Consider the following 26,820-nt stretch of genomic DNA (forward strand, 5'->3'; position numbering starts at 1 on the left):
GCAGCCATGCATCCGCCTTCCTCCTGCCGATCGTGCGATACCGTCATCTGGTGGCTCATCGCGGCGATGGCCGCGTCCGGCCTGGTCGCCGGTGCAGGTCTGGGTTTCCGGATAGACATGCCGAGAAGCCTGATCGCGGTCGCAGGCGTCGCTTTACTGTTCGGCGCGATGGCGATCGGCAAGACCCGCGCGAAGCCCCGCCTGACGATCGGCGCGCGCGCATTCCTGCAAATGACGATGTTCACCCTCGTCGGCGTCGTCCAGTCTTACGTCCTCGCGGCGCGTGGCGGTGTCTTGTGGGATGAGCGGTTGCGGGCGATGGATCGAGCGCTCGGACTGGACTGGCCTAGCCTCTTCGACGCAGCCGACCGGCTCGGCCACTGGCTCTGGCTCGGCGGTCTCGCCTATCACAGCCTGACCGTGCAGATGGTCGTCTGCATCGTCCTGCTGAGCGCGACGCATCAGGCCGCCCGGCTGCGCGTCGCCGTGACGGCGGCCGTCGCCAGCGGCTTCGCGACGATCCTGATCTCGGGCGCGATGCCCGCGCTCGGCAACGTCTTCGATCCCGCCGACTATCGCTATCTATGGCCCTCGGTCGCGTGGATGGAGCAGGCGATGCTCGCCGGCCTGCGCGACGGAAGCTGGCGCGTGATCGATCTGACCCAGCCGATGGGGATCGTCACTTTCCCGAGCTATCACGCCACCCTGCCGATCATCCTGACCTGGGCGATCTGGCGGACACCCCGATGGCGTGTCGTGTCGGCGCTGTGGTCGACCCTCACGATCGCCGCTACGCCATTGTTCGGCGGGCATTATGCGATCGACATCGTGGCCGGGGCGGGGCTTGCCCTGCTGGGCTTATATGTCGTGCTCGCATTCGCCAAGGCTTCCAAGCCAGCCTCGCTTCCTGTAACCGATGGTGCGAAGCGATGGCTCGCCCGCCGCCGTGGTTCGTTCCGCGGACCCCTCTTTCCAGGACAGATACGCGACGCGCGAAACGCGTCCGGAGCCGATGATGCAATGGTCTGAAAAACTCGCTCTGGTGGTCGGCATGGTCGTGTTCATGGAATGCTTCGCCTGGGCGACGCACAAATACGTCATGCACGGCTGGGGCTGGGGCTGGCACCGCTCGCATCACGAACCGCATAGTGGCGCGTTCGAGAAGAACGACCTGTACGCCGTCACTTTCGCGGTCATCGTCATCGGTCTGTTCGTCGCGGGCGTCCGGTGGGAACCGCTCTGGTGGGCCGCGCTTGGCATCACCGTCTATGGCGGCATCTATGCCCTCGTACACGACATCATGGTGCATCAGCGCTTCGGTACGCGCTGGGTCCCGCGCCGCGGCTATACGAAACGGCTGCTTCAGGCGCACCGCCTGCATCACGCCGTGAAGGGCAAGGAGGACGGCGTCAGCTTCGGATTCCTGATCGCGCCCGATCCGGTCAAGCTGAAGCGCAAGCTGGCGGAGCGCGTCCGGAAATGACCGCGCAGCGCACAAGCGGGGCAGGGACCAGCGCGCTGCTGGCGGCGGCGATCGGCGCGGTCTGGGTCGCGATCCACGTCGGCGCGATCTTCTTCTGGCAATGGAGCGTCGGATCGGCCCTGCTTGCCGTGCCGCTCGTCCTGCTGCAGGCGTGGCTAAGCACCGGCCTGTTCATCATCGCGCACGATTGCATGCACGGGTCCTTCGCGCCCGGCCGTCCGACGTTGAATACGGTCGTCGGCACGCTATGCCTGGGGGCCTATGCGGGTCTGTCGTACCGGAGGCTCCATCCCAAGCACCACGCGCATCACGCCGCTCCGGGGACGGAGTCCGATCCCGATTTCAATCCCCGCGCCCCGCGGCACGCCGGGTCCTGGTTCATCACCTTCTTCCGCAACTATTACACGCACGCCCAGATCATCCGGATCACCCTCGCCGCGATCCTCTATATGCTGCTGGGCGCTTCGCTGCTCAACATCGTGGTGTTCTGGGCTGTTCCGGCGCTGGTCGCGCTCGTTCAGCTCTTCGTCTTCGGCACCTATCTGCCGCACCGCCACGATGCGTCACCCTTTGCGGACGCGCACAATGCGCGCGGCAACAGCCTGCCACGGCTCGCCTCCTTGCTGACCTGCTTTCATTTCGGCACCTATCACCACGAACACCATCTCAGCCCGTCGACGCCGTGGTGGCGTCTGCCGCGCGCCGATACCTCACATGATGGCAGCGTCGATGGTCTGCGCGGCGTGCGCGGCCCCTCCGGCGGCATGTATATCAACCGATAACCGGGATGCGGCGCGCCGATAGGCCGGCTCGGACAGTATGCGATCGAGCGCTCGGGCAAGTCGCGCTTCGGACAGCGATCGCGGGGAGAGAATTTCGCCCGCACCCAGCCGCGCGATACGCGCCGCCGTACCCGGCTGTTCGAACGCGATCGGCAACGCCACGATCGGTATCCCGGCGGCCAGCGCGTCCAGAACCGTGTTGAAGCCGCCATGCAGGATCGCCGCCGCGCATCGGCGAAGCACCGCCTGTTGCGGCCAGAAATCACGGACCAGCGGATCGCCCGGCAACGCCGCCGCCGCGGCGGGGCTCAGTCCGCCGGCATGTCCTATCACCGCGCGGGCACCGATGGCGGCACACGCGCCGGCCATCGTCGCGAACAAGGAAAGGCGCGATCCCTGCAAGGTCCCGAGCGAACAGAATATCAATGGCCGCCCGTCGATTGGCAGATCCACCTCCCGGCTCGATGGCTGCCGCCACGGGCCGCCATAGGAAAAGTTTCGCGGCAATGCGGACCGGGGATAATCGAGGCGTTCCGGGCATTGCGCGATACGCAGCCGCACGTCCGATCGATGCGCCTCCAGATTCCAGCCTTTCCGGTATCGCTCGGTCACGCGCAACGCAGGCCGCATCAGCCGCTCGGACACCATGTAGCCCCCGCGATTGCGAAAGCGGCCGATCGCATCGGCCCTGTATCTCCAGCCGAGATATGGCGGCGGAATGTCGGCCTCGCCCAGCAGGGGAAGGCCGGTAACGCTGACGACGCAGGGCAGGCCCATATGCTGCGCGAGAAGCTCGCCCGCCGGTTCCGCGGAATCGGCGATCACCGCATCCGCACCCACCCGTTCCAACGCAGCGGCGCCGTGGTCGAGCAGGCGTTCGCTCATCGCCGCCGTCGCCCGGATCATGCGCGTCAGCCCGATCGGCCCCGTCGCCTTCGCCAGAACGGCGTTGTACCGGTCCAGCCGTTGTCCGCCGTCGGCCGTGCGGGTCAACGGTTCGAAGCCGGCGCGCGGGTCGCGCACCAGCGGTGCGACGTCCGCTTCGTGCACGAACGTCACCCGGTGGCCAAGGTCGATCAGTTCCGACCCCAAAGCCTGAAGCGGATTGAGGTGCCCCAGCGTGGGCGGCGCGATGATCGCGAAATGGCGGCGACCCGCGGTCATGCAACGTTCGATCGGGCTTCAGTCAGCACCAGGAAAACCCTTGCATGATACGACGCAAATTGCCGCGCGATTCCAGCATTCTATACGAATGCCGAACCTGTCTGCCTTAGCGTCGATCATATGTGCCCGCGATGCCTCTTCCCGTTCGCCGGATAACGCGGGGCGCGTCGAAAAGGCCAAGCGCGCCACATTGTCCCGTTTCGGGACCGTCCGCCTTGTGCCTTTTCCGCTTAACTTGCGTTGGGCGCGCACGAAGGAGACGAGATGATCCAGAGTGGAACCCTGACACCGGGCATAGATCCGGCGGACTTTCGCCTGCCCGAAGGGACGGCACTGCGGTACGAACGGCCCGACGCGGCATTGCGACCCTTGTTGCCGAGCTATGCGGTGCTCGATCCCGATCCCACGGTGTTCAAGGGGCCGAACGCCTGGATGCTTCCCGGTTGGGCGCAACTCTGGATCATCCTGACCCCGGCCCCGGTCGCAGTCGCGGTGCGCAGCAAGACCGTGCCGCTAGGCAAGGCGATGGTGTTTGGTGGCACCAGCCAGGCGATGCCCACCACGTCGCATGGCGGGGTCAGTATCGTGGTCGATATCAGTCCACAAGGATGGGCGCGGTTGTTCGATACGTCGGCCGAGGATTTTCGCGACAAGATCACGCCGCTCGATCAGCTCGGCCTGTCCTCCTGGGGGCAGGAACTCGGCGCCTTGCTGCACGGATCCGATCGTGCCGAACAGGTCAAGGGGCTGCTCGACGCCTTCTTCCTGCGCCGCCTTCCGCCGCCGCATCGTGACGAGGAAAAGATCGCCCTCATCACCGCCGCGCTTTCAAATGAATCGATCAGCGACAGTCGCGCGCTTGCCGACGTTCTCGGCCTGCCGCCCCGCGCGGTCTTGGGATTGACGATGCAGCATTTCGGGCACGGCCCGAAAGTGTTGATGCGACGCACGCGGTTTTTGCGCGTGCTGGCCGACATGGTGATGGCGGACGAGGTCCCGAATTTCGCCGCCACCCCGCCGGGCTATCACGACGTTCCCCATTTTCTGCGCGATGCCAGCCTCTTTCTGGGGATTACCCCGCGGCGTTTCCTGGCGATGGAAATGCCGTATCTGAAGGCCGCGCTGCGGGCGCGGACGCTGGTGCTCGGCGCGCCTCTGCCGTTGCTGGACCGGCCGGCGTTTATCGAACCGTCATGGAACGAAAATTGCGCTGCCTGATCTGGAACCATTATCGATATGGTTCGTCGCAGATCGTGGAACGAGAAGTGGAATCACTGGTTTCAGCGCCAGTTTACCTGACCGTGCCCGGCACGGCAGCCGGAAATACATTGTGCGATAGGCCCGATAATGACGCTGCTGATTCTGATGATCTCCCTGCTCGTTCTCTCGATCGCGACGACCTATGTCGTCAGCGAAATACGATCCGAGCGCGCGAAGTTGCGGGCTGGCACCTCTAGTCTGCGTGAGACCGAAGAGGACAGCCTGCCCGCCGCCTACATCAGCTGATACGTCCGTTTGCTATGCGGCGATGCGTCAAGTCGCGTTCATCGCGCGCCCACCGCCGTCATGATCGCACGCCGCTTCGGCGCATTCGCCAGCGGTTGACCGGTGAACTCATGCTGCCCCCAGCTGCCGAAGCGGCTGGTCGGCCCGGTCGAGTTGTACAGCATGATCGGACCGGTATGGACGGCGCGGAGGTCGGCCAGGTAGCGGTCGTATGCCGCCTCCATCAGCGGGCTGCGCTGCATCTCCTCGTTGATATCGGCATTGATCTCCGACGAGATCGTGCCATTGCCGCCCTCGTAGATCATCGACAGCTTGCCGAGTTTCTTCGCGGCCGCGGCGATGTTGCTCGTCAGGGCGATGGACTTCTTGCGCTCGACCTCGACCTTGGCGAACAGATCCGCCTGCGTGCCGGTATAGCGCGTGGTCGTGTTCAGGTCGTTGACGCCGAAGTATGGCGCGTCGGCGAAAGCATCGACCCAGTTGATCGCGTCCGGGTACCGCAGGAAGATGTTCATCGCCACGGTGTTGCCGCTCTGGAACGATGCCACACGGACGAGGCGGTTCGGCTGCGCCTTGAACACGTCGGTGACGATCTTGTTCTGCTCGATCGTCTTCTGGGCATAGCGCAGGAACATATTGTCCCACTTGTTGCCGCTACCGGCGAGGTTGGCAGCTTCTCCCTCGGCCTGAGCCTGCCCCGTAACCTTGAACATCCAGTTCCAGACCTCGTTTCCGGTCTCGAAATAGGCTTTGCCCTTCAGCGTATCGCGGATGAGCGTCGCCATGCGTCGGATATAATCGTCATCGGCGTTCCAGGGAATCGTGAACCACGCATCGCCGCCGATTGCATTGGCGATCTCGATCTGGTCTTCTAGTGGTTGGTCGCCGGTAAAGGTGCCCGACCTTTGATGATTGGGCAGCGAGCGCGTGGCCCAGCTGATCGGCGCGTTGCTGTTCGCGGTCGACCAGTCGAGGAAGCGGACGACGCTGTAGAGCTTCATGTCGTCGACATAGCGCTGGTCGAGACGGCCGTTCGCGACGACGCTGGGCTCGCGACAGTCGAGATCGCGGAACGTGCCGTCACTCCCGGACAGATCGAACCAAACGCCGCCATGCTTGCCAGGAGGTCCCGCAGGTTGCCAGACGAAGCTGATCGTGCGCGTGTCGCTCTTGACCCAGTTGGGAACGCTTCCGTTGACGAAGGCCGCACCATTGCCTTGCCACGTACAGGTGATCCTCGTCGCCTTGCCGAGAAGCACGTCGTTCGGCGCCTGGAGGAAGATACGCCCGGCGGTGTTCGGGTTGCCATACTGATTGAGGCCGCCGACGACGTTCATCCATTCGCTGGCCCGGTAGGCGAGGTTCGCCCAGATCCGCTCAGTGCCGTAATAGCTGGCCGGCACCGCGCTGACGCCGATCTGCCCGCGTGGCGATGGAGCCGGCGTGGCGGTCGGCGTGGGTGAAGGTGCTGGCGTGGTTTCGGGTGTCTTGGTCGATCCCTCTGCCACGACGCTGACGCCGGTGGCCGGCGCGCTGCCCGATCCGCCACAGGCCGTGAGCGCTGCGGTGCACGCCAGCACGACCAGACGATGGACCGGGGACCGGTCCACGGCGCAAACGCCGTATTTCGACAACACTTCAGCTTTGCACGCCATTCCAAACCCTTCCGCTGCTGAAGGGTCTGATAAATAAGGATACTGAAGATCCCGTTAGCGACGTGTCGCAGAGGCCGGCCGGACGATCCGCGATCGTCCGGCCGCAAGATCACTTCTTTCGCGCGCGCTTTGGTTCCGCCGCTGCTTCCGTATCTTCTTCCTCCTCCGCTTCCTCCTCCCCAGCCTCCCTCAAAGCCTCACCAAGAGCTTTCAATTTGTCTTGGGATTTGTCGGCCTTATCGGCGATCTTGGTCGTGGCGACGCCAAGGCGGTGTAACAACGCGTGAACGCGATCGGCGTCGGGAGCATCTTTTTCGAGCTGCTTGCGGAGCGCGCCAAGGTCACGAAGAATGCCCTTCGATCCCGGAATTTCTACGTCGGCCAGCGCTGCTTCCCAATCTTCCACCATGTCGGCGCCTTTGGTGGGCTTCGTTTCGTCGAGACCGCGATTGATCGCGTTCATCGTTCCCGCAAATTTTACAGCCATCAAACGCATCCTTTAATTTGGGATAGGTCCCGGAATGCAAACGGGGAGCGACCATGATGGGTCCTGCTCGTCCCCCCGAAAACAACTAGATCTCGATCAGTATCAAGCAGATATGCGCGAGCGCCGAGAATTATGACCGCCGTTGCGGTACAGCAGGTCTGCGGCAGTCTCCGGCGATACGTTCCCGGCGCCGGTATCGACCGATACGAGTACGGCGCCTTTCTGCAGATGGTTGCCATAATATCCCGCATCCTGTTCATCGATGCCGTGACTGGTCAGCGTCTCGTTGAGCGTGCCGGCAACGGCGCCGGCTGCGGCGCCGATCGCCATCGCGCCCGGAATGGCGGAAGCGGCGATCGCCCCCGCCGCCACCAAAGGGCCGACCCCTGGAATTGCCAGGGCGGCAACACCGAGTCCCGCACCCAACGCTCCACCGCCAAGGATGCCGCGAAGAACGCTACCATTGCTTTCACCCACGATGTCTCCGTCGGGTGCGGCGGTGGTCGTGACGCCGTCGCGTTGCGTCAGGACCGACAGCGCGGAGTCTGAAATCCCCGCCTGCCGCAGGTCCGCTATCGCCCGTTCCGCATCGGCGTGCGTATCGAAAACGGCCGAAGCCAGATTGCTGTTCATTGCGGTGTCTCCCTTGTTCAACGGACCGAGCCACGGCGAAAGAGATTGATGATGGCGAGCAGAACGACCGCGCCGACCAACGATACGAGGACCGACTGGATGCTGATCGCGCCGCTGGTGATCGGTGCACCGCCGATAAAGGGGGTAACGATGAAGCCGGCCAGAAGCGCCCCGACGATACCAACAACGACATTCAGGATGATGCCCTGCTGTCCGTCCGTGCGCATGATCATGCTCGCGACCCAGCCGATAAGCCCGCCGACGACGAGTAGTATGATGAGGCCCATGTTTCTTCCTTCGGTTTGTAAACGACGGCGTAAGAACATGGGGGAGCGACCGAATGTTCATTCTCGCGACAGGCAGCCCACGATCGGCATAGTACCTATGCACTATACGGGCTGGTAAAGGTCGTCGGAACGTCTGCGCCGTTGGAGCGCTTTTGTGGGCATGCATAAGACGTCATCCACCGCGATTCCGCCGACGCTTCGTCACCTCGAACAGTTGATGGCACGACTGCTCGACGGCGTTATCGTGATCGATACGGCAGGGACAATCTTGAGCGCCAATGTTGCAGCATTGGATATGCACGGCGTCGATGCGTTGGACGACCTGGGGGGAACCGCGGAGGGGTATGCCCAGCGTTTCTCGTTGCGATCGGCGGACCATAAGCCGCTTCGACACCGGGAATATCCCTTGTTCAAACTCCTTGCCGGCGAGGCATTTCCTGATCTCGTCGTTGAAGTCGCGTCGGCGGGCGATGATCAGGTTCGGTGGGTTCACCGTGTCCGGGACGTCGTTTTGGATGTCGATGGTGGAGAGCCAGATTATCTTGCGCTGGTGCTGTCGGACGTCTCCGACGGCTTCGACGCTGAAGCGCGATTCAAGGCAATGTTCGAGTCGAATCCTGCGCCGGCAATCATCGTCCGGCTAGATGATCAGCGAGTTGCGCAGGTGAACCCCGGCTTTCTGGACCTGACCAAATTTCACGCGGAGCAACTGGTAGGCAAGAGCTTCTGGGGATTGGACCTGATCACGGACGAACCGGCGCGTACTGCGTTGCGCGGGGCGCTCGATGGCGGAAGCATCTTGCGGCAGACCGAAGCCGAGTTGCGCCTTGCGGATGGTTCTCGGCGGTTGATAGTGTTCGCCGCGCAGCCGATCGACGTAACCGACGATGACGGGCTGTTGTTGACCTTCGCAGACCTTGAGCCAAGACGACAGGCACTGGACGCGCTGGGGGCCAGCGAACGGCAACTGACTGCGATATTTAAAATGGCCCCGGTCGCAATGATGGTGAGTCGATCCGACGGTGGCCACATCACGAACGTGAACGCAGCCTTCCGTACGCTGACGGGCCATGACGATGGCGATGCGATCGGTCGTACCGCGGACGACCTTCGGCTTTGGCCTGCTGCCGGTGAATTGCATCAGGACCCGCCCCCCGATCCGCCGGTACGCGACCGGCCTGTGCAGTTGCGCACTTCCGCCGACGTCGTGATCGACTGTCTCGTTTCAACGGAGATGATCGTCATGGACGGTTCCGCCTCGATACTGTGGGTGATCCACGACGTTTCCGAGCGGCGGAGGAACGAATTGGAATTGGCCGAGGCGATCGAACAGGTGATGAAGGATACCAGTTGGCTCAGCCGTTCGATCCTGGACAAGCTCGCGACCGTGCGCCGGGGGACCGCACCTGCCCAGGCCGTCGAACTCAGCAAACGGGAACGGCAGATCTTGGAATTGATCTGCGACGATCTGGACGATCCAGCGATCGCCGACGCGCTTTCGATTTCGCGCAACACCGTCCGTAATCATGTGGCCAATATCTACGCGAAGATCGGGGTCAATCGTCGCAGCGGCGCGGTCGTCTGGGGTAGGGAGCGGGGAATGGGTAATCCCCAGAATTCCGGCGTCGGATGAGCGGTACGGTTCGTCTAATCACGCCGGAAAGCTTTCATCAGGGTCCGGCTGTATTCCATGTGCGTCGGCGTTTCGCGGTGGCACCCGGCGGCCGATGGCGCGATGCCGAGCGAGGCCGCAGCGGTGAAGGTCAGTTCGCCGAAATACATGCCGTCCGCTCCGTCATACAAATCGACCCGGACGTAATCGAACGGCACGGCGAGGGCGCGAGCGGCGGCGGTCATCTCGGCAAGACGATCGTCGTCGGGAAGCGTATATCCGACGGGGGTCGTGAGCCCGTCGTTCGGATCCATCGGTTCGAACGACGGTACGCGGAACAACCTGCTCCATGACTGGCCGAAACGAGCGTGATCGACCTGGCAAAGCAGTGGTTCGCCGTGAATGCAATGAAACTTGTAATCGTCCGGTGCCGCGGCACCCTTCGTCGGTATGAGCGCCTCGACGATAACGTTTCGCGGTAGTTGCCAATACTGCATTTCCCGCATGATGCCGGCATAATCGAAGGTGCCGAGTTCGTAGAGCTTGCGGAGGTCGTCCAGTGCAATGCCATCACGCAGGAATACGGTGCCACCGCTGGCATGGGACGGCTTGGCGATTACGCCGGTACCGATGAACGGTTCCAGCCGATCGTACAGGTCTTGTTGGCTGCGAACTTGGTGCGTCGGAAAGACCAGCAGCGTTTCGGGCACCTTCAGAGCGGGACAGAGACGCTGCGCCTGCTGTTTGGCGGTGGTCTTATCCACCAGTGCGCGTTTTAGGGCCGACCAATGCGGATCGATCATACGGCCGAATATCAGGTCGTTGACCGAAGCGGCTGGATCATCTTCAGGCAACGGCCATCGCCCGAACTTCTGCGCGAAAACGGTGCCAGCGATCAGGTGATTGAAGGAGCGCGTCAACGGAACGGCGTCCTTGAAACGACGAACTTCCTCTACCGCGCAGCTATCTGCTTCCCCGGACGCGTTCACTGCTCCCCCGCTGGTTCAGTCGATGTGGGGTGACGGTCACGGCGCAGCCAAACGGCCGCGGCCACGACGCCGATCACCGCCGAACCCGCCTTCCCCCGACCCCGGCGCAATAGCGCCAGTCCGAAAGTGCTGGCGATTGATGCCGTCCAGCCGACCCTGGGCAGTCCGGTCAGCGGCGCGGCTCGCGCGGCCGCCAATCCGGCCGGGTAGCCGCGCGGCGTTGGGGGTGTGCTATCCGAACCGATCTCGGCCGCTGCCTTGGGTTCTGAAGCGACGTGATCCGCGACCCAGGCTCCGCGGGCGCCTATCGGGGCATCGGCGCGCGTCGTGTCTTCCGCCGTCTGGTGTTCCAGTTCGGAGTTCAGTTCGGCACCGAACAGCAGGATGTAGCTCGACAGGTATATCCAGGTCAGCGTCACGACGACCGCGCCAAGCGATCCGTAGGTTGCATTGTAATTGCCGAAATTCGCGACGTAGATGCCGAATCCGATCGTCAGTGCGAGCCAGAGCAACGCGGCGAGGATGGAGCCCGGCGTCAGCCAGGTCCAGCGTGCCCGTTTGCGCGACGGGCCGTAGCGGTACAGCGTCGCCGCAGCGCCGGCGCCGGCGAGCGTGAGGAAAAGGTAGGCGGCAACCTTACCCAGAGCGAGAACAATTTTCGGCGCATCTGGAACGAGCGACTCCAGATGCCCGAGCGCGGCAATCGCTATCAATGCGATGACGAAGACCAAGGCTGCTGCCGCGGTCATGCCTATGGCCAGAAAGTTGACGCGCAGGAAGCCGCGGTCTTCCTCCTCCTCATAGGCGATGTTGAGTGCCGTGATCAGCGCGCCCGCCCCATTGCGTGCGCCGAATAATGCAAGCCCCAGGGCGAGCAGGAGGCCAAGACCCTTCTTGCCGTCGGACGTGTTGACGACCGTCATCAATTGTTCGCCAACAAGGTGCGCGACATCGGCAGGCATTACCGACGTCAATTGGGCCATATCCCGCATGACGGTCGCCGGGTCGGCGGCAAGGCCGTAGAGCAAGACGACGGCGCCGAGCATCGGGACCAGCGCCAGGAAGCCGTAGAAGGCGACGCCGGCGGCGATCAGTCCGATATTGTCGCTGCTGGTTTCCGCCCAGGTGCGCTTGGCTACCGCCCACCAGGCGGCCCTCGGCATCTGCCACGGTGACGTCGCCATATGTCCCTGTTCGTCCACGTCATTGCCCCATTCGATGATCTCCCGGCTACGGGAGAACATCGAACAGATCAGGTAACGGCCTGTTCCGTCAGGCGCTCAACGCGATCGATTCCTGCCAGGTTGCGATGGGTGGAAGCGCCGCCAGCATCGGCTTGGCGAAGATGTAGCCCTGAATGTACCGAACACCGAGGTCGGCGAGGGTGTTCAATTCGGCCTGTGTCTCTATGCCTTCTGCGATGACGAGAATTCCCATCGCCGAGGCCAGCTTGATCACCGCATCGACGATCATACGGCGTGGCATGCTCGCTTCGATGCCGCGGACCAGATCCATGTCCAATTTGATGATGTCGGGCTGGAACCTTGCCAGGAGGTTGAGCCCGGCATGGCCTGCGCCGAAGTCGTCCAGCGCGGTGCCGAAGCCCATCTCCTTATAGCTCTCGACGATGTGAGCGATATGTGCCGGATCGACCATTCGCTCATTCTCGGTGAATTCGAAGATCAGTCGCGAGGTGGGCAAGCCGACGGCCCTTGCGGTCGCAAGCGTCAATTTGATGCACGCGGCTGGCGAATAGACGGCGTTGGGGAGGAAATTGATCGACAGCTTTGCGCCAACTTCGAGTATTCCCGCTGCGGTCGCCAGTTCGATGGCCCGGACGCGGCAGCGCTGATCGAAGGCGTAGCGATTGGCCTCGGTAACCTGGGCCAGTACGGACGCGGCGGACTCGCCTGACGGACCGCGGACCAAGGCTTCGTACGCAAACGGCAGATGCGTGGTCAGATCGACGATCGGCTGGAACGCCATCGAAATCTCGAATTCCAACGCGTCGCCGTTCTTGCAGCCTTCACACTTTGCTGCTGGTGGTTTTAGCATCGTACCCGGTCTCCGAAACACAGACCGTTTAGCTGCCACCATATCGTTAATTTAATACCACGCGGCGCAGCGCCGATCGCGAAATCCGTATAATGTAGAGCAACTTGCAGGTCGCTAACCCGAACAAGTCCGAAGCAGAAGAACGCGTTGCGCGTTGTCGATACGGATGCACGAAATTTTTGAGGCCCATCCGCCGTTTCATGCGAGACGGGAAAAATGGTGCCCGAGGGCGGGTTCGAACCACCGACACCACGATTTTCAATCGTGTGCTCTACCAACTGAGCTACTCGGGCACATCCGATCTCTCGATCGGAAGCGCGCTCTTAGTCGGCGGACTTGCGGCTGTCCAGCCCATCTTGATCATGATCGACAAGACTGTCCGCCTCGTCCGCGCTCGTCGGGCCGGCGGGAATGCGATAGCCTTCGCCCAGCCATTGCAGCAGGTCGCGGTCGCGGCAGCCCTGGCTGCAGAAGGGCTTGTGCGTCGCGGAGGCGGGTTTGCCGCAGATCGGGCAGGCGTCTGTCTTGGCCATGATCATTCCAGCTCGAAGGTCGGGGCCACGCCGGTGCGGCGGGCAAGTTCGTCCACCCATGTGGGGTGTGCCGCGATCGTCGCAAGCATGCGGGGCGATACATGGTGGTGGGCGGGAACGGGGGGCGGCGTGCGTTCGATCTGGCGGAACAGCGCACGTACCCGGGCGGCGGCCGGATCGGCACGCAGGCGTTCGGGCAGCGACGCGTGCAGCCGGGGACGGACGATCTGGAGAAAACCGAAGCCGTTTACCGCGGTGCGTTCGAACGGCAGGGGCAGCACGGCGTCGATCGCCGCCGCGACCGCCAGACGCGGCGCCTTTCCGGTGATGGTCGGGAAATCGATGCCGATCGACCCGCCGATATCGTGGCGAAGGATCGCCTCCGCCACTTCGGTTGCCGCGGCGACGGCGAGCGATTCGAGCCCGCCGGTGCCATCCACGTCGAACAGCGTCATGGCCGGGGTCGGTGTCATGCGCAGCGCGCCGCCGTGGAACGCGATCTCCCCCGTGGTCGCTTCCTCCAGCACTTCGGACCAGCCGGCCTGTTCCAGCGCATCGGATTCATGAGCGCGCAGCATTCGGACCGGGTGGCCGGTCGCGGCGATGCGGGCGTGCAAATCGGGGCCGGGAGTCGGGGCGTCGTCGCTCGGCATGGCGCGGGGACGTTTGGGGCGGCCGGCCTCCGGAATGGCTTCGCGGACGATGCGGACGGTCAGCCGGGCGCCTTGCGTAATGCCGGGGGAAGCGGGGACAGCGTCGCTTCGCTGCCATCGTCCAGCGTGATGCGGCCTTCGCGGCCCTTGGTGGTGATCTCGACCAGGCGGGCACCGGTGACGAGCCCGACGCGGACCTTCGCCGCGTCGGTTTCGATCCGGGCCAGCAGGATGCGGCCATCGTCGACCAAAGCGGCCCGGGCTTCCCCGATGCCCGCCTCGTACAGCCATTCAGGCAAGGGGCAGGCCGGCGCTGGTCAGAAGTGCGCGGGTTTCGAACAGCGGCAATCCGACGACGCCCGAATGACTGCCCGACAACAGGCGGACCCACGCCTCGGCGCGACCCTGAATGGCATAGCCGCCCGCCTTGCCCATGCCCTCGCCGCTGGCGACATAGGCGTCGATGTCCGCGGTCGAGAGCGGTTTGAAGGCGACGATCGTATCTGACAGCCGGGTGCGGGCCTTGCCGGTCGCATCGATCACGCAGACGGCGGACAGGCAGTGATGGCGGCGGCCCGACAGCAAGGCGAGCATGCGGCGTAGGTCCGCCTCGTCCACGGGCTTGCCGAGGATCCGGCGACCGACGGCGATCGTTGTGTCCCCGGCCAGGATGACCTCGCCCGGCGCCCGCTCCACCGCATGGGCCTTGGCGGTGGCGACGCGGAGCACATAAGGGCGGGGCGCCTCGCCGGGCAGCGGGTCTTCATCCATGTCCGGCGCGGCGATGCGGGCGGGGACGATGCCGATTCGCGCGAGCAATTCCAGCCGGCGCGGGCTGGTCGAGGCGAGGACAAGGGATGTTTCCGTCATGCTGAACTCGATTTCAGTCGGGCATGCAAACGGGGCGGACGATCCGGTCCCGTGCGATCCTGCTTATGACGGTCTGGTAAAGCGGCGTCGTTATTTGAAGCGGTACGTGATCCGGCCCTTGGTCAGATCGTAGGGCGTCAATTCGACCAACACTTCGTCGCCCACCAGCACACGGATACGGTTCTTGCGCATCTTGCCGGCGGTGTGGCCGAGAATTTCGTGATCGTTTTCAAGCTTCACGCGGAACATGGCGTTGGGCAAAAGCTCCACCACCTGTCCGCGCATTTCGAGCAGTTCTTCCTTGGCCAAACAAACCTCTAGCAAATATCGGGAAATCTTGAGCGCGGCCCTTAGCGGATCGAGCCGTGAAAGGGAAGTGCGGGAGGGAAGTTCGCGCTAGGGTCACACCAGGGTCACACTGTGCGCGGTGTCGGTGGCACCGAAGTTCACACAAAGTCACACGGTATTGGGGTGTCGGCCGCGCGGGTGCGGAGCGGTTGGAGAGTGTCCGGTGGCGGCGATGTGAAAGAGCGGACGCGTGCAGCGGCGGGGAGGATAGCAAGCGGGATCGGTGTAGGACAGGGCATCGGATCGTTCGCCATGAGAATGGCACGCACGAATGCGCTGCATCATTCGAGAGGGTGGGTGATCTCCCGCATGATTTTGTCCGTTTCAGCGAGGATTTTGACGAGACGCTGATAGTGGCTGATATCGTCCCACGACAGGATGCGACCGCGGCGATCCTTCAGCCATTTCTGCGCTGGTTGATAGCCGCCGATATGGAGGTTCCACGCGACGGCCGGGACCACGTCGAAATACTGTTCCGCGTTGATCGACACGCGCCCCTTGTCGAATTTTGGATAGCCGGATGTCACCGTATCATCACCCTCGCCGCAATATGGATAGGGCGTTTCGCCGATGGCGGCAGGCTCCATGAGATGCAGGCGTCGCAAGGCTTCGCCTTTTTGTGAGAAGATAGCGAAAGTCGCGGGGTCTAGCGGATAAGGGATGCGCGGAAAGTCTATCTTGAGGAATTGTGCGTAGGTCTCTCGATAGGCGGGAGAATGTAGAACAGCGTAGATGTAATCGAAAACTTGGACCTCGCTTGGGCGGGCGCCGCCGGTAGCAGTACGGAAGCCATCGCCTGTTCCGGCATCGGGGGAGGGTTTCAGACCCGCGGCGTTGCAGATCGCGGCATAGATTTCCGCATCGAAATTGAGTGCACGGCCGAGCTCCGCGATGCGTTTCTGCCCCGCCTTCTCCGGACGTGCCGTGACGTAGAGCGGCATGACGGACGTGATGTCGTAGGCGCTGTACGATTTGTGCGTCGCGATCGTGTCGATCACGAAGGCGCCGCTTTGCTCCTTCGTCTGCTTTGGTGTCAGTAAAGCGAGCGTGTCACCGGCGAACAGGCTGTCCGAAACCTTGTCGGCCGGGAAGAAGTGCAATCCCTTCGTCGTGCCGGTGTAGAACGTCCAACGAAGATCCAGTGGCCGATGCACGACCCGACAGATGCGTTTGCCGTCGAGGTTCTCGGTGACATCGGCCTTGGCGTTCTGGAGCGACCAGCTGCGGCTATCGTCGCCAACGGAGTAGCGCCTGCGTAATGTATCGACGTCGGTTGCTACAATGTCGTTCATGCGCGCCCATAAAGCGTCCCTGTCGTGATCGATCGAAAGCGCATCGCGCGCCGTCAGAATGCCGGCGGACGCTGTCTTGAAAAGAGATCCGAGCGAAAAACCCCGTTCGTACGCTGCCAGCTTCGAGGCATTACGTGGCACGAAGGCATGGGCGGGACCAGTCGCTGCCAGCTTCGTGGCGGCCAGATGCGTCAAAGTTCCATCCCATAACGAGATCGTATTTGTCCTCCCGGCTTCCCCACAGGTCGCCGTGGTGGACGGTAGCGAGCGAAGCGCCCTTCTTGCCCGGGCGGCGAACGGCGATGATGATCGACACGCCCTGCTGGATGTCGAAGATGTTCTTGTCGGGCGATCCGTCCGGGCTTTTCTCCTTCTTCTTCGCATTGCCATGCATGTCGAGCACATGGATCGCGTCGAAGCTTTTCAGCAGGTGCCAGCGCATTCCCCGGAACGTCGGATTATCCAGATATCCGTGGTTGGTGATGAAGCCCAACACGCCGCCGCCTTCGCTGCGATCAATCGTCGCCTCCGCCAGCCGGATGAACTTGACGTAATCGTCGAGAAGCCAGCGAGGCTGATGCTCATCCAGACGGAGCTTTCCACCGGGTTCCTTCTTATAGGCTTCCATCAGCCCGGTGATCCACGCACCCGTGTTCGAACTTTCGCCCGAATATGGTGGATTACCGATGATGCACATGATCGGTGTGTTGCGCTTTACTTCGCTAGCGCCGCGCGCTTCGTCGGCCAGGGCGGTGAAGAACAGGTCGCGCACCTCGCGTTCACCGGGTTCCAGCGCGTTGGTCAACCAGACGGACAATCGTGGTGCCCCGGCGCTTGGTTTGTACCCCGTTTCGCGCAATTGCATGTCGAGTTTCATGTGACACATCGCATAGCTTGCCATCAGCAGTTCGAAGCCGTGGATACGCGGAATCAATTCGTTTTCGACATAGCCCGACCATTTGCCCGGTGCGCGTGCCTTTACGCGGTCGGCGATCGTTTGCACCGCCTTGGCCAGGAACGTGCCAGTACCGGTCGCCGGATCGAGGATTTGCACGCGATGAATATCCTTGCGGATCAGGCGCGGCCGGCCCTTTGCGTCATTGGTGCCGGTGTCGTAATCTATCGTGACCTTGCTGGTATCGGCCAAGCCATCGGGCAGACCGAATTCCGTTTTCAGGACATCGTCGACTGCACGGACGATGAAATCGACGACTGGTTCGGGCGTATACCAGACGCCCCGGCTCCTGCGCTTCTTCGGATTGTATTCACGCAGGAAGTCTTCGTAGAAATGCACGAACGGATCGTTGCGGGCGGTGAACTTGCCGAAATCGCGGAACAGCATCCGGGGGTCCGATGCGCGCAGAATATCGGCAAGATCGTCGATGATCCACGCGATGCGGTCGTCCAGTTCGGGGCCGGCAATGTAGCCGAACAGGCTGCGCAGAAACGGGTTGGAGCGCGGCAGATGCTGCAGCGCTTCGCCCCGGCTGAACGTTTCCAGGCTGTCGTCGTGCAGGCGTGCGGCGAACATGCCGTAGGTAATCGTCTCGGCATACAGATCGGCAAATTCATCCGTATCCATATGCGGCAAGAGATCGGCCTTGAACGCGCGATATTGGCCGCCGAGCGCGCTGCGGAGCGCCTTGTCGTCCCGTAGAAGCTGAGCGAGGACATCCTTGATGATCGCGGCCTTGCCCGCCATCATCTCGGCGAGCTTGGCCGCCGACCGGATGCTTATCGGCGTCGCCTGTGCGAACGACCGCAGGTTGCGCGACAATTCGTCGAAGCGATGCGGCTTTGCCGGGAGCGAGGGCAGCAGATCCGCGATCGAGACGAAATTGATCCTGTCGCCTTCGCGCAGGAATTCGAAGTCGATCCCGTTGGTGTAGATCAGGTTGGGCAGGCCCTTGCGGTACCGATCCTTCTGTTCCTTGCCGTAATCGTTGGCGCCGAAGCGCGTGATGTCGCGACCGATGTCCTTGGCTTCGGCCCAACCGATGCTCAGGCCCTTACGATTGAAGACGAAATCCGGCGCACCGACCGCAACGCGACGCGGTTCGTTGATCACCTCCAACTCCGGGTCGATCGAGCGGAACAAGCTTTCCAGCGCGGGGCGATAGCTATGTTCGGTGGCTTGGCCGCTGGCGTATTTGGCACGAACTTCATCCAAATAGGACTGAATGTTCATGCGAGTTCGACACCGCGACGGGTGTCGAACCGGGAACAGAGAGAGAAGGTCATGCTTGGCGCCCGAGTCGTTGAAGGACTCAAGCGTTGGGAGAATGACGCTTATCTCAAAGGCGGGGCTGGACCGTTATGGAGGTAATCGGCACTGCGGAAGTGCGTGATTTTCTCGGTGGTCACGGAAGAAGGGACCGACTTTCGCCGATCCCCCCATCCGATCCCCGACCCGATCAATGCGCCGCGAGTGCTGCCAGCAGCAGGAGGGCGACGATGTTGGTGATCTTGATCATCGGGTTGACCGCCGGTCCGGCGGTGTCCTTGTAGGGATCGCCGACCGTGTCGCCGGTGACGGCAGCCTTGTGCGCTTCGGATCCCTTGCCGCCGTGATTGCCGTCCTCGATATACTTCTTGGCATTGTCCCAGGCGCCGCCACCGCTGGTCATCGAGATGGCGACGAACAGGCCGGAGACGATCACGCCGAGCAGCAGCGCGCCGAGTGCGGCGAAGCCGGAGGCCTGGCCCGCCACTGCGGTGATGATGAAGTAGACTGCGATCGGGGCGAGCACGGGCAGCAGGCTGGGGACGATCATCTCCTTGATCGCAGCCTTGGTGACGAGATCGACGGTGCGGGCGTAGTTCGGGCGGCTGGTGCCGGCCATGATGCCCGGATCGTCGCGGAACTGCGCGCGGACATCCTCCACGACCGAACCGGCGGCGCGGCCGACTGCGGTCATGCCAAATGCGCCGAAGCTGAACGGCAGCAACGCGCCGAGCAGCAGGCCGACGATGACGTACGGGTTGGACAGGCTGAAATCGACCGCCAGGTTGGGGAAGAATTCGGTCAGGTCCGTCGTGTACGCGCCGAACAGCACCAGGGCGGCGAGCGCGGCGGAACCGATCGCATAGCCCTTCGTCACGGCCTTGGTCGTGTTGCCGACTGCGTCCAGAGCATCGGTGCGGTGGCGGACGTCGTCCGGCAGGCCGGCCATCTCCGCGATGCCGCCGGCGTTGTCGGTGACCGGGCCGTAAGCGTCGAGCGCGACGACCATGCCAGCGAGCGCCAGCATCGCGGTCGCCCCGAATGCGATGCCGATCACCCCGGCGAGCTGATAGGTGGCGATGACCGCGACCGAGATGACGATCGTCGGCAGCGCCGGGCTTTCGAGGCTGACGGCGAGGCCCTGGATCACGTTGGTGCCGTGGCCGGTTTCCGACGCCTTGGCGATGCTGCGTACGGGGCGGTAGTTGGTGCCGGTATAATATTCGGTGATCCAGACGAGCGCGCCGGTGAGTGCCAGGCCGATCATCATGCACCAGAACAGCGCCATGCCGGTGAATGACGCACCGGTGCCGGCGACGGCTTCGGGGGTGAGGCCGGGGGTTGCGGCATCGAGAAACGCCGCGCCGCCGATCACGGTGTGCATGTCGCCCAGCACGTATTGCGTGGCGAAGTAGATTGCCGGGATCGACAGGATGACGGTGGTCCAGAAGCCCTTGTACAGCGCGCCCATGATCGACTGGCCAGAGCCCAAACGGACCATGTACGTGCCGATGATCGAGGTGATGATGCACACGCCGCCGACGAGCATCGGCAGCGTCATCAGCTTGAGCAGGTCCGCGGCATCGGCCTTCACGAGCAATGCGATCGAGACCATCGTCACGCCCAGCGTGACGACATAGGTTTCGAACAGATCGGCAGCCATGCCGGCGCAGTCGCCGACGTTATCGCCGACATTGTCCGCGATCGTGGCGGGGTTGCGGGGATCGTCCTCCGGAATGCCGGCCTCGACCTTGCCGACCAGATCGGCGCCGACGTCCGCCGCCTTGGTGAAGATACCGCCGCCGAGACGCGCGAAGATGGAGATGAGCGAGGCGCCGAACGCGAGCGCGACGAGCGAGTCGATGACGATGCGGTCGTTAGGCGCATGACCGGCGGGACCGGTGAGGTACCAGAAGAAGCCCGCGATCGAGAGCAGCCCGAGGCCCGCCACCAGCATGCCGGTGATCGCGCCCGAACGGAACGCCATCGTCAGACCGCCTTGCAGCGAGGTGCGCGCCGCCTCCGCGGTGCGGACGTTCGCCTTGACCGAGACGTTCATGCCGATGAAGCCGGTGATGCCCGACAGGATCGCGCCGATCAGGAAGCCGGTCGCCGAGACGAGCCCGAGGAAGTAGGCGACGATCAGGGCGACGACCACGCCGACGATCGCGATGGTGCGATATTGCCGCCCGAGATAGGCGCGCGCGCCCTCCTGAATGGCGGCGGCGATGTCCTGCATTCGCTCGTTGCCCGGACTGGCGGACATGACCTGGCGGCTGGTGATAATGCCATAGACGACGGCGATCAGGCCGCAGACAATGGCCGCATAGACTATCGGCATGCTCTCTCCCTCAACTGTTGACGAGGGAGCCGGTGCTTTGCGCCGTACTCCCAGCGTGGGGGGAGCGTATATAGCCGGTGTCGGGAGCGCAACCCGGTCAGGTCGCGTGCTGAAATCCGAGCGATTTCGGGAGGATGACCGGTTTTCCCGCATCGGTCAGGGTCAATCCTTCGCCTTGGGCGAACGTACCGACGCGGGTTGCGGCGACGGGCGGCGTCCAGTCGGAGGGGGCGGCGAAGAGCAGTTCGTAATCGTCGCCGGCGGTTGCGGCGGCGATCTGGTCTCCGTCGAACGCTCGATACTCCGGGGAAAGCGGGACGGTGGCGAGGTCGATCGTCACGGCGAGGCGGCTCGCGGCGGCCATGCGGCTCGCGTCGATCAGCAGGCCGTCGGATACGTCCATCATCGCGTGGACGTGCGGCGCCAGTGCCGCGCCTTCGGTGAGGCGGGGGCGGGGGCGGCGATAGGCGTTGAGCAGTTCGGCCGGGCCGGGCTGCCCCTGTGCAATGCGAAGGCCGGCGCCGGCATCGCCGATCGTGCCGGTGACCCACAGGACGTCGCCTGCGAGGGCGCCGGTGCGCAAAGGCACGCGGGGGGATTGGCCGATCGCGGTCAGCGTCAGGACGCGGGGGGCGTGTGGCTGGAGCGATACGGTGTCCCCGCCGAGGATCGGGGTGGCGAAGTCACGGAGCGCTTCGGCGATGCCGCGGAGGAAGGCGTCGTCCCATTCCGTGTCCCCGGCGCCGCGGCGGAGCGGGTAGTTGAGCAGCACCCCGACAGGCGTCGCGCCTTTCGCCGCGAGATCGGACAGGTTGGTTGCGAGCAATTTCCACGCGACGGTATCGGCCGGGTCGGTGGGGAGGTAATGCACGCCCTCGACCAACGTATCGGTGGTGATCGTGTAGGGGCCGAGCGTTGCGCTGTCGTCGTTCAGGCCGTGCGCGCCGGGGTGTAGCGGGAGGCGGCGCAGGCGGGCGAGGAAGTCGGATTCGGTCACGAGCGGACGATAGGGGAGTGTCGGGGGGAAGTCTGCCTTGCTGTCTTTGTGCCCGCTGGTTTGTTCGGTTTGGCTGCTTTGTTGCAAGCGCCCCCCCACCGTTCGTTTCGAGCGTAGTCGAGAAACCCTATCGGCGGGCTGTGCGGCCTGTTTCTCGACTTCGCTCGAAACGAACGGTGGGGGGGCGGGTTACTGCTGAATAGGTGGCGGTTTTACGGGATCAGGCGATCCGATCTCAACCGCGCGAACAGGTCGAAGAACGCGTCATCCGTGGGCTGGTAGGCGGTGAAGCCCATGCGGCGGCTTTTGCTCATGTCGGTGACGACCTCGATCGGGCGGCCGAGATCGGCGTCGGTGTGCCATGGGGAGGCCAGGCGGGAGAGGTCAGGTTCGACCAGCCCCTCGCGCTCGGCGATGCGGCGCCAGACGGGGGCGTCGTCGGCCATCTGTACCTCCAGCGGCCGCACGGTGCCGTCGAACGGCGCTGGTTCCAGCCCGAACCAGTCGGCGATGCGGCCCCACATCCAGCTCCAGCGAAAGACGTCACCATTGACGACGTTGAATGCCTCATCGCGCGCGGCGGGGGTGGTCGCGGCCCAGAGCAGGTGTTTCGCCAGCTGACGGGCGTCGGTCATGTCGGTCAGGCCGGACCATTGCGCGTCGGACCCGGGAAAGCGGAACGGGCGGCCGGTCTCGCGGCACAAGGTGGCGTAGACGGCGAGCGTGGTGCCCATGTTCATCGCATTGCCGACGGCCTTGCCGATCACCGTGTGCGGGCGATGCACGCTCCAGCCGAAGCCGTCGCGTTCCGCCGCAGCGAAGACCTCATCCTCCTGTGCGTAATAGAAATTCTCGATGTCGAGCCGGTCCTGTTCCTCGCGGAACGGCGTCTGGGGCAGGGCGCCTTTTCCGTACGCCTCGAACGGGCCGAGATAATGCTTCAGGCCGGTGACCAAAGCGACGTGACGCGGGGCGTCGTCGCCGCGCAGGCCGTCCAGCAGATTGCGGACCATCGCCGAATTGACGCGAATGTTCTCGGCCTCGCTGTCCTGTCGCAGCCAGGTGGTGATGAAGACCGCGTCGGGCGCTAGGCAGGACAGCGCTTCGGCGGTTGCCGCGGCATCCTGCAGATCGGCGACGACCGGGTGGACGCCGTCCTGTTCGAGCGGCTTTCGCGCGAGACCGTGAACGGTCCAGCCCTGTTCGTGCAGCAATGCCGCCGTCGCGCTGCCCACTATTCCGCTGCCGCCGACCACCAATGCCTTGCCTGTCATATCGTCTGTCCTTCGCCTGCGGGCCGAAGCCCGGGGAGCGGAGGTAACGATCGGCGGCGGGATCGTTCCCCGTGCGTGGCGAAATAGCTATGGTCGTAGCGGGGCTTGTCGAAGCGCCGGTCCTGCATTCCCGCCCTTCGACAAGCTTGTCTGTCTGGAATGGTGTAATCGGCAAGGTGCCTGAGCCGGGTGGCCACCCGGCTCAGGCGGCGGATGTGAGGCCGTTCGACAAGCCGGTCGACAAAGACCGTTCCTGAGCAGGGCCACATCCGTCTTCCCAAACCCCGGACAGTTGCCTGGGGCCGTGCTTACGGACCCCGCATGACAAGCTTGGGAGACCGGATCATGTCACACTCCGACCTCTTTGTCGGCATCGATGTTGCCAAGGACGAACTCGTTATCCACGCTCATCCGGCAGGAATGCTCTGGCGGGTACCCAATACCAAGACCGGCATTGCCGCACTCGGCCGCAAGCTTGTCCGGCTTGCCGGTACGGCGTGCCTGCGGATCGGCTTCGAGGCATCGGGCGGTTACGAGCGCAAGCTCGCCATCCTGCTCGATCGGATGGACGTTACAGCCTATCTCCTCGATCCGGCACGCGTGCGCAGTTTCGCCCGTGCCGAGCGACAACTCGCGAAAACCGACCCACTCGATGCGGCCGTCATCGCGCGGTGTCTGGCAGCACTGCATCCCGAACTGACGCCCTATGTCCATGATCCCGAGGCCGTGAGGCTGGCCGAGCATGTCCGCATGCGCGATCTTGCCGTCGCCCAGGCGGTCCAGTTCGGCAATCAGTTGGAGAGCATCGCCGATCCCGCCATGCGCCGCCTCGTCGTCGCGCAGGTCGCACGGCTCAAGGCCCTGGTTCTGCGCATCGAAAAAGCCATTGCCAGCGTCATCGCCGCCTCGCCCGATCTGGCCGCTCGCGAAGCCCTGCTCCGCACAGCACCCGGCGTCGGGCCGGTCGTTGCCGCATGCCTGCTGGCACGCATGCCAGAACTCGGACGCCTCTCCAGTCGACAGGTCGCAGCGCTTGCTGGCCTCGCCCCCTTCGATCGCCAAAGCGGCAAGACCAGCCGGCCGGGGCGATGCTCGGGCGGCAGGCCCAGCATCAGACGTTGTCTCTATCTGGCCGCGCTCAGCATCGCGCGCTCGGGCAAGGGGCAACTCGCCGCTACCACCAACCGCCTGCGAGAGGCCGGCAAACCCTTCAAGCTTGCCATCGTCGCCACAATGCGAAAACTGCTCGTAACCCTCAACGCGATGGTCAAAAACAATACCGAATATCGCACCGCGTGAACACAGTTGCTCAGGACGAACGGGGGGTGTGGGACGACGTTGTCGCTCTTCGATAGATCGGCGGAAGCGCGGGATCTGGAGGTTCCTTTACCCCGCCCGTTCGTGCTGAGCCTGTCGAAGCACCTATCCCGTATTCCCTGCCCCCTCGACCAACTAAGAACGAACGGGGGTCGACGTATCGCCTCGGATCAGGTGTCGCGCTTGGCTCCGTCGAGCGTGCGGTCGCGTGCCGCCTGGGTTCGGGCGGTTGCGTCCCGCTCAGCCTTGGTGCGGCCGAACACCGCCCGGTTCGCGGCGGCGTCCGCCTCCTTCGTCGTGCGGGCCTTTGCCTTGCGGGCGAGGCGCAGGTTAACGATGTCCGTCACGATCAGGCGCGAACGTCCTTGGCGATCGCGTCGAGCAGGCCGTTGACGAACCCGGCCTCGCGCTTGTCGAAAAAGGCGTGGGCGACGTCGACATATTCGGTGATGACGGTGCCGACGGGGACGTCGGGGCGCGCCATCAGTTCGTAGCTGCCGGCGCGCAGGATGGCGCGCATCGACTTGTCGAGCCGGGCGAGATTCCAGCCCTTGGCGAGCTTCGCGGCGATCGCGGTGTCGATCTCGTCCAGGCGGGCGGCGGTGCCCTTCACCACGTCGTCGAAGAAATCGACTTCGGCTTCCGCATATTCCGCATCCTCGATCGTCGCGCCGAGCCGGTGCTGGTGGAATTCGTGCAGCAGGGCGGTGATGGAGGTGCCCTCCATATCATGCTGGTATAGCGCCTGTACGGCGGCGAGACGCGATGCTGCGCGGGCCTGGCTGCGGCCCTTCGTGCGGGAATTGGGAGTGCTCATGTGCGGTGCCTATAGTGCCGCTCGTCAAAAAACCCCACCGTTCGTTTCGAGCGTAGTCGAGAAACCTGTGACGACCGTTGGGCCTGTTTCTCGACTACGCTCGAAACGAACGGTGGGGGGCGTAAAGCGCAAGTCGAGCCGTATGGTGCGTTACAGACGCAGCGCGACCAGACTTCGCGTGCGCGGGCAGGCCTTCCGCCTCGGCCAGCGCGACGGCGGCGGGGCCGATTGCCGCGAGGGCGGCTTCGTCCAGTTGCAGGAAGCTGGTACGCTTCATGAAATCCAGCACGGACAGGCCGCTGGCGAAACGTGCGCGGCGGCCGGTGGGGAGGACGTGATTGGGACCGGCGACGTAATCGCCGATCGCCTCGGGGGTAAGTCGGCCCATGAAAACCGAACCGGCGTGGCGGACCTTGTCGAACAGGGCCTGTGGATCGTCGCATGCGAGCTGCAGATGTTCGGGGGCGAGGCGATCGACCAACGGGATCGCCTCATCGAGGCTTGCGGTGACGATGATGGCGCCGTTCGCGTCCCAGCTGGTGCGTGCGGTGTTGGCAGTGGCGAGTTGGCCGATCTGCATATCGACCGCATCCGCGACCGTGCGGGCGAAGGCGGCATCGTCGGTGAACAGGATCGACTGGCTGGTGGGGTCGTGCTCCGCTTGGCTGAGCAGGTCGGCGGCGATCCATTGCGGGTCGTTGCGATCGTCCGCGACGACGACGATTTCGGACGGGCCGGCGACCATGTCGATCCCGACCACGCCGTACAACTGGCGCTTGGCCTCCGCGACCCAGGCGTTGCCGGGGCCGGTGATGACATCGACGGGGGCTATCCGCTGTGTACCGTAGGCTAGCGCGGCGATCGCCTGTGCGCCGCCGATCCGCCAGATCTCGTCCACGCCGGCGATGTGCGCGGCGGCGAGGACGAGCGGGTTGATCTCGCCGTCCGGGGTCGGGGTGACCATTGCGATGCGGGATACGCCGGCGACGCGCGCGGGGATCGCGTTCATCAGGACCGATGACGGATAGGCCGCGCGTCCGCCGGGAATGTAGATGCCGGCCGCCTCGATCGCGTTCCAGCGTGCGCCCAGGCGGACGCCGGCATCGTCGGTCGTGTCGCTGTCCTGCGGGCGCTGCTTCTCGTGATAGGTGGTGATGCGGGCGGCGGCGAGGTCGAGCGCATCGCGCAGGGCGGGGTCGAGACCCTGATAGGCGGCGAGCCATTCGCTCTTTTCGATCCGCCAGCCGGTTTCGTTCGGATCGTGGCGGTCGAATTTCTTCGTGAAGGCGGCCAGCGCTGCATCGCCTTCGTCGCGGACGCTGGACACGATGATCCGCACGTCGCGCGCGACGTCCGCATCCGCTTCGCGGCGGGCGTTGACGAGCGCGGTGAAGTCGCGGTCGAAGGCGGGGTCGGATGTGGAGAGGGTGATCACGACGATATGTCCGTTCGTTTCGAGCGTAGTCGAGAAAGGGTTGCGGATCGCTGGGCGTCGGTTTCT

26 protein-coding genes, 1 tRNA gene and 1 pseudogene are annotated in these 26,820 nt (G+C 63.9%); 7 read left to right on the forward strand and 21 right to left on the reverse strand.

Annotated elements, in window-relative coordinates; all coding sequences use genetic code 11:
- Positions 1-6: 6 nt before the first annotated feature.
- Genes H5J25_RS03000 through H5J25_RS03010 form a run of 3 tightly spaced genes read left to right on the forward strand, consistent with a single transcriptional unit; the run spans position 7 to position 2,265 of the window.
- Entirely contained in the window at positions 7-1,029 is a 1,023-nt protein-coding gene (locus tag H5J25_RS03000) for a phosphatase PAP2 family protein (protein WP_202094614.1), read from the forward strand.
- Positions 1,016-1,483, forward strand: coding sequence for a sterol desaturase family protein (locus H5J25_RS03005; protein ID WP_202095937.1), 468 nt, complete (start codon positions 1,016-1,018; stop codon positions 1,481-1,483). The genes H5J25_RS03000 and H5J25_RS03005 overlap by 14 nt, the downstream gene beginning before the upstream one ends.
- Positions 1,480-2,265 carry a fatty acid desaturase gene (locus tag H5J25_RS03010; RefSeq protein ID WP_202094616.1) on the forward strand — a complete coding sequence of 262 codons (786 nt, stop codon included), beginning with the start codon at positions 1,480-1,482 and terminating at the stop codon, positions 2,263-2,265. Before H5J25_RS03005 ends, H5J25_RS03010 begins: the two co-directional genes overlap by 4 nt.
- On the opposite strand, the gene H5J25_RS03015 is transcribed toward H5J25_RS03010, so the two are convergent.
- Entirely contained in the window at positions 2,194-3,429 is a 1,236-nt protein-coding gene (locus tag H5J25_RS03015) for a glycosyltransferase (protein ID WP_202094618.1), read from the reverse strand. The genes H5J25_RS03010 and H5J25_RS03015 overlap by 72 nt on opposite strands.
- A 264-nt stretch (positions 3,430-3,693) precedes the next feature.
- On the opposite strand from H5J25_RS03015, the gene H5J25_RS03020 reads away from it, so the two are divergent.
- Both H5J25_RS03020 and H5J25_RS03025 read left to right on the forward strand, forming a co-directional pair.
- Positions 3,694-4,647: a hypothetical protein gene (locus H5J25_RS03020; protein WP_202094620.1), complete on the forward strand. Its 954-nt coding sequence runs from the start codon at positions 3,694-3,696 to the stop codon at positions 4,645-4,647.
- Positions 4,648-4,776: 129 nt separating this feature from the next.
- Complete coding sequence (locus H5J25_RS03025; protein ID WP_202094622.1) at positions 4,777-4,935, forward strand: hypothetical protein; 159 nt, start codon at positions 4,777-4,779, stop codon at positions 4,933-4,935.
- Between the two features lie 38 nt (positions 4,936-4,973).
- Here H5J25_RS03025 and H5J25_RS03030 read toward each other — a convergent pair whose 3' ends face one another.
- The 4 genes from H5J25_RS03030 to H5J25_RS03045 all read right to left on the reverse strand — a co-directional run bounded on the left by H5J25_RS03030 (position 4,974) and on the right by H5J25_RS03045 (position 7,997).
- A complete protein-coding gene (locus H5J25_RS03030; RefSeq protein WP_202094624.1) occupies positions 4,974-6,590 on the reverse strand; it encodes a hypothetical protein in 1,617 nt (538 codons plus the stop codon).
- A 109-nt stretch (positions 6,591-6,699) separates the two neighbouring features.
- The gene (locus H5J25_RS03035; RefSeq protein WP_225883321.1) at positions 6,700-7,077 is read right to left on the reverse strand and encodes a hypothetical protein; all 378 of its coding nucleotides are present in this window, start codon (positions 7,075-7,077) and stop codon (positions 6,700-6,702) included.
- Between the two features lie 102 nt (positions 7,078-7,179).
- The gene (locus tag H5J25_RS03040; protein ID WP_202094626.1) at positions 7,180-7,710 is read right to left on the reverse strand and encodes a hypothetical protein; all 531 of its coding nucleotides are present in this window, start codon (positions 7,708-7,710) and stop codon (positions 7,180-7,182) included.
- Positions 7,711-7,727: 17 nt separating this feature from the next.
- Entirely contained in the window at positions 7,728-7,997 is a 270-nt protein-coding gene (locus tag H5J25_RS03045; RefSeq protein WP_202094628.1) for a GlsB/YeaQ/YmgE family stress response membrane protein, read from the reverse strand.
- A 160-nt stretch (positions 7,998-8,157) separates the two neighbouring features.
- Here H5J25_RS03045 and H5J25_RS03050 point away from each other — a divergent pair, with 160 nt between their 5' ends.
- A complete protein-coding gene (locus tag H5J25_RS03050; RefSeq protein ID WP_202094630.1) occupies positions 8,158-9,630 on the forward strand; it encodes a helix-turn-helix transcriptional regulator in 1,473 nt (490 codons plus the stop codon).
- 14 nt (positions 9,631-9,644) lie between these two features.
- Here H5J25_RS03050 and H5J25_RS03055 read toward each other — a convergent pair whose 3' ends face one another.
- From H5J25_RS03055 to H5J25_RS03115, 13 genes and pseudogenes are all read right to left on the reverse strand, one after another.
- A complete protein-coding gene (locus H5J25_RS03055; RefSeq protein WP_202094632.1) occupies positions 9,645-10,529 on the reverse strand; it encodes an ATP-grasp fold amidoligase family protein in 885 nt (294 codons plus the stop codon).
- A gap of 65 nt (positions 10,530-10,594) precedes the next feature.
- A complete protein-coding gene (locus H5J25_RS03060; protein WP_225883322.1) occupies positions 10,595-11,842 on the reverse strand; it encodes a YihY/virulence factor BrkB family protein in 1,248 nt (415 codons plus the stop codon).
- A gap of 28 nt (positions 11,843-11,870) precedes the next feature.
- The gene (locus tag H5J25_RS03065) at positions 11,871-12,653 is read right to left on the reverse strand and encodes an EAL domain-containing protein (RefSeq protein WP_450097624.1); all 783 of its coding nucleotides are present in this window, start codon (positions 12,651-12,653) and stop codon (positions 11,871-11,873) included.
- 217 nt (positions 12,654-12,870) lie between these two features.
- A tRNA-Phe gene (locus H5J25_RS03070) sits at positions 12,871-12,946 on the reverse strand.
- A 30-nt stretch (positions 12,947-12,976) separates the two neighbouring features.
- Positions 12,977-13,186 carry a DNA gyrase inhibitor YacG gene (locus H5J25_RS03075; RefSeq protein WP_202094641.1) on the reverse strand — a complete coding sequence of 70 codons (210 nt, stop codon included), beginning with the start codon at positions 13,184-13,186 and terminating at the stop codon, positions 12,977-12,979.
- A 2-nt stretch (positions 13,187-13,188) separates the two neighbouring features.
- Positions 13,189-14,138, reverse strand: a pseudogene (locus tag H5J25_RS03080) (ribonuclease).
- Positions 14,131-14,709 (reverse strand): Maf family protein, encoded by a 579-nt coding sequence (locus H5J25_RS03085; protein ID WP_202094650.1) that lies wholly within the window; start codon positions 14,707-14,709, stop codon positions 14,131-14,133. The pseudogene H5J25_RS03080 and the gene H5J25_RS03085 overlap by 8 nt, the downstream one beginning before the upstream one ends.
- Positions 14,710-14,799: 90 nt before the next feature.
- The gene (infA, locus tag H5J25_RS03090; protein ID WP_010162480.1) at positions 14,800-15,018 is read right to left on the reverse strand and encodes a translation initiation factor IF-1; all 219 of its coding nucleotides are present in this window, start codon (positions 15,016-15,018) and stop codon (positions 14,800-14,802) included.
- Between the two features lie 320 nt (positions 15,019-15,338).
- On the reverse strand, positions 15,339-16,544 hold the full coding sequence (locus H5J25_RS03095; RefSeq protein WP_202094652.1) for a type ISP restriction/modification enzyme: 1,206 nt from the start codon (positions 16,542-16,544) through the stop codon (positions 15,339-15,341).
- The gene (locus tag H5J25_RS03100) at positions 16,480-18,537 is read right to left on the reverse strand and encodes an N-6 DNA methylase (protein WP_202094660.1); all 2,058 of its coding nucleotides are present in this window, start codon (positions 18,535-18,537) and stop codon (positions 16,480-16,482) included. The genes H5J25_RS03095 and H5J25_RS03100 overlap by 65 nt, the downstream gene beginning before the upstream one ends.
- 226 nt (positions 18,538-18,763) lie before the next feature.
- Positions 18,764-20,914, reverse strand: coding sequence for a sodium-translocating pyrophosphatase (locus tag H5J25_RS03105; RefSeq protein ID WP_202094662.1), 2,151 nt, complete (start codon positions 20,912-20,914; stop codon positions 18,764-18,766).
- A gap of 97 nt (positions 20,915-21,011) precedes the next feature.
- Positions 21,012-21,911 (reverse strand): thiamine-phosphate kinase, encoded by a 900-nt coding sequence (thiL, locus tag H5J25_RS03110; protein ID WP_202094664.1) that lies wholly within the window; start codon positions 21,909-21,911, stop codon positions 21,012-21,014.
- 212 nt (positions 21,912-22,123) lie between these two features.
- Entirely contained in the window at positions 22,124-23,185 is a 1,062-nt protein-coding gene (locus H5J25_RS03115) for an SDR family oxidoreductase (protein ID WP_202094666.1), read from the reverse strand.
- Positions 23,186-23,530: 345 nt separating this feature from the next.
- On the opposite strand from H5J25_RS03115, the gene H5J25_RS03120 reads away from it, so the two are divergent.
- Positions 23,531-24,484: an IS110 family RNA-guided transposase gene (locus H5J25_RS03120; RefSeq protein WP_202090443.1), complete on the forward strand. Its 954-nt coding sequence runs from the start codon at positions 23,531-23,533 to the stop codon at positions 24,482-24,484.
- Between the two features lie 188 nt (positions 24,485-24,672).
- Here the strand turns inward: H5J25_RS03120 and H5J25_RS03125 are convergent, their stop codons facing one another.
- From H5J25_RS03125 to hisD, 3 genes are all read right to left on the reverse strand, one after another.
- Positions 24,673-24,849 carry a DUF4169 family protein gene (locus H5J25_RS03125; protein ID WP_202094668.1) on the reverse strand — a complete coding sequence of 59 codons (177 nt, stop codon included), beginning with the start codon at positions 24,847-24,849 and terminating at the stop codon, positions 24,673-24,675.
- Between the two features lie 2 nt (positions 24,850-24,851).
- A complete protein-coding gene (gene nusB / locus H5J25_RS03130; protein WP_202094670.1) occupies positions 24,852-25,319 on the reverse strand; it encodes a transcription antitermination factor NusB in 468 nt (155 codons plus the stop codon).
- 94 nt (positions 25,320-25,413) lie between these two features.
- The gene (gene hisD, locus H5J25_RS03135) at positions 25,414-26,754 is read right to left on the reverse strand and encodes a histidinol dehydrogenase (RefSeq protein WP_202094672.1); all 1,341 of its coding nucleotides are present in this window, start codon (positions 26,752-26,754) and stop codon (positions 25,414-25,416) included.
- Positions 26,755-26,820: the final 66 nt, after the last annotated feature.

This window comes from Sphingomonas aliaeris, assembly GCF_016743815.1.
In the GTDB taxonomy this organism is placed as follows: Bacteria; Pseudomonadota; Alphaproteobacteria; order Sphingomonadales; family Sphingomonadaceae; genus Sphingomonas; species Sphingomonas aliaeris.